The sequence below is a fragment of the Enterobacter sp. SECR19-1250 genome, from assembly GCF_013391025.1.
In the GTDB taxonomy this organism is placed as follows: domain Bacteria; phylum Pseudomonadota; class Gammaproteobacteria; order Enterobacterales; family Enterobacteriaceae; genus Enterobacter; species Enterobacter cloacae.
Map to the genome: position 1 here is coordinate 1 of NZ_JACASJ010000190.1, position 4475 is coordinate 4475.

At 52.9% G+C, this 4475-nt stretch carries 5 protein-coding genes and 1 tRNA gene; 2 read left to right on the forward strand and 4 right to left on the reverse strand.

What is annotated here, in order from left to right:
* Positions 1–137: 137 nt before the first annotated feature.
* Positions 138–1592, reverse strand: coding sequence for a multidrug efflux MATE transporter EmmdR (gene emmdR, locus HX884_RS25370; RefSeq protein ID WP_120727113.1), 1455 nt, complete (start codon positions 1590–1592; stop codon positions 138–140).
* A gap of 161 nt (positions 1593–1753) precedes the next feature.
* On the opposite strand from emmdR, the gene HX884_RS25375 reads away from it, so the two are divergent.
* A tRNA-Asn gene (locus HX884_RS25375) sits at positions 1754–1829 on the forward strand.
* A gap of 54 nt (positions 1830–1883) precedes the next feature.
* Positions 1884–2216 carry a gamma-glutamylcyclotransferase family protein gene (locus HX884_RS25380; protein ID WP_058681731.1) on the forward strand — a complete coding sequence of 111 codons (333 nt, stop codon included), beginning with the start codon at positions 1884–1886 and terminating at the stop codon, positions 2214–2216.
* 49 nt (positions 2217–2265) lie between these two features.
* Here the strand turns inward: HX884_RS25380 and HX884_RS25385 are convergent, their stop codons facing one another.
* From HX884_RS25385 to sbmC, 3 genes are all read right to left on the reverse strand, one after another.
* Positions 2266–2601 carry a DUF496 family protein gene (locus HX884_RS25385; protein ID WP_010432067.1) on the reverse strand — a complete coding sequence of 112 codons (336 nt, stop codon included), beginning with the start codon at positions 2599–2601 and terminating at the stop codon, positions 2266–2268.
* 168 nt (positions 2602–2769) lie between these two features.
* Complete coding sequence (locus HX884_RS25390; RefSeq protein WP_058681732.1) at positions 2770–3828, reverse strand: FUSC family protein; 1059 nt, start codon at positions 3826–3828, stop codon at positions 2770–2772.
* A gap of 92 nt (positions 3829–3920) precedes the next feature.
* Entirely contained in the window at positions 3921–4394 is a 474-nt protein-coding gene (gene sbmC / locus HX884_RS25395; RefSeq protein ID WP_013097837.1) for a DNA gyrase inhibitor SbmC, read from the reverse strand.
* Positions 4395–4475: the final 81 nt, after the last annotated feature.

The window sequence follows — 4475 nt, forward strand, 5'->3', positions numbered from 1 at the left end:
CAGTCCGCCGTTCTACCGACTGAACTACAGAGGAATCGTGTGAACGGGGCGCATATTATCGATGCTACCCGGTGTTGTCAAAGGCAGAATGCAGATTTCCGATCGTTTGCCGATTTATTCAACATTTCGCACATTTGTCAGGCATTGTGCCGCGGATATTTCCAGAGCCAGCGCCCACTTACCATACGCCAGTAGAACAATGCCCCACGCACGGCCCAGTCAAGGAACATCCCCAGCCAGACACCGACGACCCCCATACCGAGCATGACCCCCAGCGTATAACCCGCTACCACGCGGCAACCCCACATGCCGAGCATAGACACCCACATCGCAAAGCGGGCATCGCGTGCCCCTTTTAACCCGGCAGGCAGTACCCAGGACGCCGCCCAGATCGGCATAAATGCCGCGTTGAGCCAAATCAGGATCTTAACGACCTCTTTAACATCATCTTCGTGGGTATAGAACGAGGCCATCAGCCCGGCAAAGGGCGCGCTCCCCCACGCAATTATCGTCAGACCGATGGTCGACAGCCAGAAGACATGGCGCAGCTGCCGCTCCGCCTGCCCTATCTGCCCTTTGCCGAGCCGTTTACCGGTGATGATGGTGGAGGCCGACCCGAGGGCGTTACCCGGCAGGTTAATCAGCGAGGCGATGGAGAAGGCAATAAAGTTACCGGCAATCACATCTGTCCCCATACCGGCAACAAACATCTGGGTAAGCAGTTTACCGCCGTTGAACAGTACCGACTCGATACTGGCAGGAATACCAATCCCCATCACTTCCCAGATAATGGCGAAGTTAAAGGGTCGGAAGTAGCTTTTTAACGTGAGGCGCAGCGATGGCGTGATCCCCGCCATCAACACCCCGAGGATGGCTGCCGCACCAATGTAGCGGGAGATAGTTAGCCCCAGCCCTGCACCAACAAACCCCATCCCCTCCCAGGAGAAAACACCGTAGATCAGGACGCTACTGATCATGATATTCAGGATGTTCATTCCGCCGTTGATCAGCAGCGGAATTTTTGTGTTGCCCGCCCCGCGCAGCGCGCCGCTACCGATCAGCGCGATAGCCGCGGCAGGATAGCTTAAGACCGTCATTTCCAGATAGGTCAGCGCCAGATCCTTAACTTCATTCGTCGCTTCACCCGCAACAAAGTCGATAATCTCTTTGCCGAAATAATGAATCACCGCCGCCAGGATGATCGAAAAAAGGGTCATGATCATCAGCGACTGCCGGGCGGCTTCGCGGGCACGCTTCGGATCCAGCTTGCCTAGGCTAAAGGCCACCACCACCGTGGTCCCAAGATCGATAGCGGCAAAGAAAGACATCACCACCATATTAAAACTGTCCGCCAGCCCGACCCCGGCCATCGCCTCTTTACCCAGCCAGCTCACCAGGAAGGTGCTTAACACCCCCATCAGCAGAACGCAGGTATTCTCCAGAAAAATAGGTACGGCAAGCGGGGTGATTTCACGCCAGAACAGAACACGATAACTTTTACGTTTTGCATACCATGGCGTGCGCATAATCGCCTGGCGGAGAGTGGCAGTAACGTTCAAAATGGACCTTAGCGAGAAAAGTTGAAACTCCATTTCAAATGATGGGGGAGAAAAGCTCATCCTGCAAAGTATTTTCCATAAAAAGATGTCTGGATTTGCAACAAACTGATGACAGAATCGGCAATCGATCGCTAATCACTAAGATCAAGTTTGACAAAACTTTTTTCGCCGCTAAGATAAGCCTCCACAACGATTCCTCTGTAGTTCAGTCGGTAGAACGGCGGACTGTTAATCCGTATGTCACTGGTTCGAGTCCAGTCAGAGGAGCCACATTCTGAAAAGCCCGCTTTTAAAGCGGGCTTTTTGCTTTTCTGGTGAGGAAAAATGGACTCTTTGTTTGTCTACGGTACGTTACGCCCGGGCCATTCAAATGCACATATTCTCGAAAGCATCGGCGGTGAATGGCAGGCCGGTTTTGTCACCGGGACATTTTATGCGCGTGGCTGGGGCCCTGCGGCAGATTTTCCGGGTATCGTGCTGCACGCCGATGGCCCACGCGTTGAGGGTTATCTGTTTATCTCCAGTAACCTTGAGGCACACTGGCCGATGCTGGACGAATTTGAAGACGGTTACGATCGGGTCGAGGTCATGGTGACCACCGCCGAAGGTGACCAGGTTAAGGCCTGGATCTACCAGCTTCAGCCGCGCTCTGCGTAATAAAAAAGGCTCTCTGTCACCAGAGAGCCTTTTTTGCAATCAGCAGCGATTATTCGCTTTTGGCTTCAGCGTTTTTGATTTCGCCCATCACTTTCAGCTTTTTGGAGATGTCACGGCGCTCTTTAGACAGCTCAGCGTTTTTGATGATGTAGTCATCAACGCGGTCTTCGTAGTCGCTCTTCATGCTGGCGATGATGCCCTGAATAGCTTCAACGCTCATACCTGGCTTAATGTAGTCGCTCAGGTTATCCAGCAGCAGAACACGTTTCTGGTTGTCACGGATCTTCTTCTCAACGTCCTGGATTTCACGCTGCAGTTTGTTTTTGCGGCGGAACAGGCGGACGAATTCCAGAACATCCTGGAACGAAGGCTTGGTAGTTTCCATTTTTACACCCCTGATAATGTGAGATTCGGATTCGTTAAAGCAACCGTTGTACCAATAACCTTACTGACAGCGGCTGCGAATGACAATGAGTATATCGTTTAAAACTATCATAACCCCAATTGATGCTGAATCGAAGCAGCAGCCGTCACATATGGCGATAGCTGCTCTTTATTTGCGCAGTGCACGGCAAATGAGATGCGACAGCAACTCAAGCTGACGCGCCAGCTCCATGCTCAGCCAGACGTAACCATGGATTGGGGTTTCCGCTACGTTATCGCCCTGTCGCTCGTTGATCAGCTGTTTCAGCTCGGCAACGATCTCATTCAGACGCTCGCTGTTTGCGAGGATGGGCTGCGGGTTACCTTCATAAAGGGCATGAGCGATGGTCAGCAGGGTTTGCTGCGTCATCTGCTGCGTCTCTTTCAGCGTTTGCGCGTTCAGCATTAACAGATGGCTGGGGCGCGAGGCCCAGTGCGCGTTGATTTGCAGTTCAAGCATGCAGACCAGATTGCGGCTCACGGTCTGGATAGCTTCGAAAATCGATTTCTGAATATGGGTCTCTTTGCTGGCAGGGGTAATCAGACCGCGCATTTTGACCACGTCATTAAGGATCTGCTGGAGGTGCTTCTCCAGCCGGGGACGTTCGACAAGATTAGGTGAAAAACCGGCCTGGTAGACGCGGTTAAAGGCGGTGACGTAATTTGCCATCTGAATGCGCCAGTGCAGGAAAGCGCGCTGCGGCCAGATACCGGTGAAAAGCATTGCCAGCAGTGAACCAAGGATAACATCCCCGCTTCGCCACAGTGCCGTGGTCATATCACCCGCTGGCGCGCCGACCACCACCGCGAGGGTGATACCAATCAGCAGTGCCTGATAGGGCTTTTTACCCAGCGCCAGCCAGCCGCAGAGGAACATGGCGACACCGCACCAGGCCAACATCACCGGGAATGAAATAAGCTCCAGCTTAAGGGCAATCAACCCAAGGGCTGAGCCAAAAACCGTACCGCCAATGCGCTCGAAGGCACGCGGGACAACATTCCCCCAGAACGAGATAGGCCCCATGACAACCACCAGCGTGATCAGCGGCCACGTTCCTTCAGGAATATCCAGTAAACGGACCAGCACAAACGTCAGAACGAATGCCAGCGCGATACGGCACCCATGAACCACGCGGTAGTGTTTATACAACCGAATTTCGAAAGACGTTAATGATTTGTCGGGACGCACACCCGCTCTCCAGCTACACGGCAAATCACAATTGTACTGTGTTTTCAGCCGGGCGGATCACACCCGGCTGAAAAACCCTGTATTTAACAGGACTACCCCGCTTTATGCTCTACGGCGATAAACATTTCGATGTCCCAGTACCCGTCGGCGTTGCCATCATTGAGATAGCGCTCGAAGCACGGTTTCAGAGCCATCTGGAATTTGTTGTCCTGCAAAAGGGAGTTAAAGAACTGGTACCACGGCGTGGCGAAGTCGTAGTTTTCAACACGTGCTTTCGCGACGGCGTAATCTCCGGCCGCAATTTCCGTCATCATCACCCCTTCGCTGTTTTCCGGGATAACAAAATCATCCGGTACCGTAACGGCCGTATCGCAGCGCAATTTTTCTGCCGGGACTTCGTCCGGGTTATCGTAATAAACCGCAACCCACTCCAGCGGCTGAATGTGTCGGCCATCGACCCACATGACCAGCTGTTCAAAGCCCTGTTTTACCGTGTGTTCCCATGGCCCGACCAGGTGAAAACCGGCAATCTTACGTTTCTTTTCCTGCCTGATGCTGTAGTCCATACTGCCTCCGTTTATCACTGTATATTTATGGGTCTTCCCCGATCATGGTGGGAAGACTCAGAACGCCATATTCAGTTTTCC

What these genes read in the sequence shown, in the direction of transcription:
- emmdR (WP_120727113.1), bottom strand. Translation starts at nt 1,592, where the DNA reads ATGGAGTTTCAACTTTTCTCGCTAAGGTCCATTTTGAACGTTACTGCC.
- HX884_RS25380 (WP_058681731.1), top strand. Translation starts at nt 1,884, where the DNA reads ATGGACTCTTTGTTTGTCTACGGTACGTTACGCCCGGGCCATTCAAAT.
- HX884_RS25385 (WP_010432067.1), bottom strand. Translation starts at nt 2,601, where the DNA reads ATGGAAACTACCAAGCCTTCGTTCCAGGATGTTCTGGAATTCGTCCGC.
- sbmC (WP_013097837.1), bottom strand. Translation starts at nt 4,394, where the DNA reads ATGGACTACAGCATCAGGCAGGAAAAGAAACGTAAGATTGCCGGTTTT.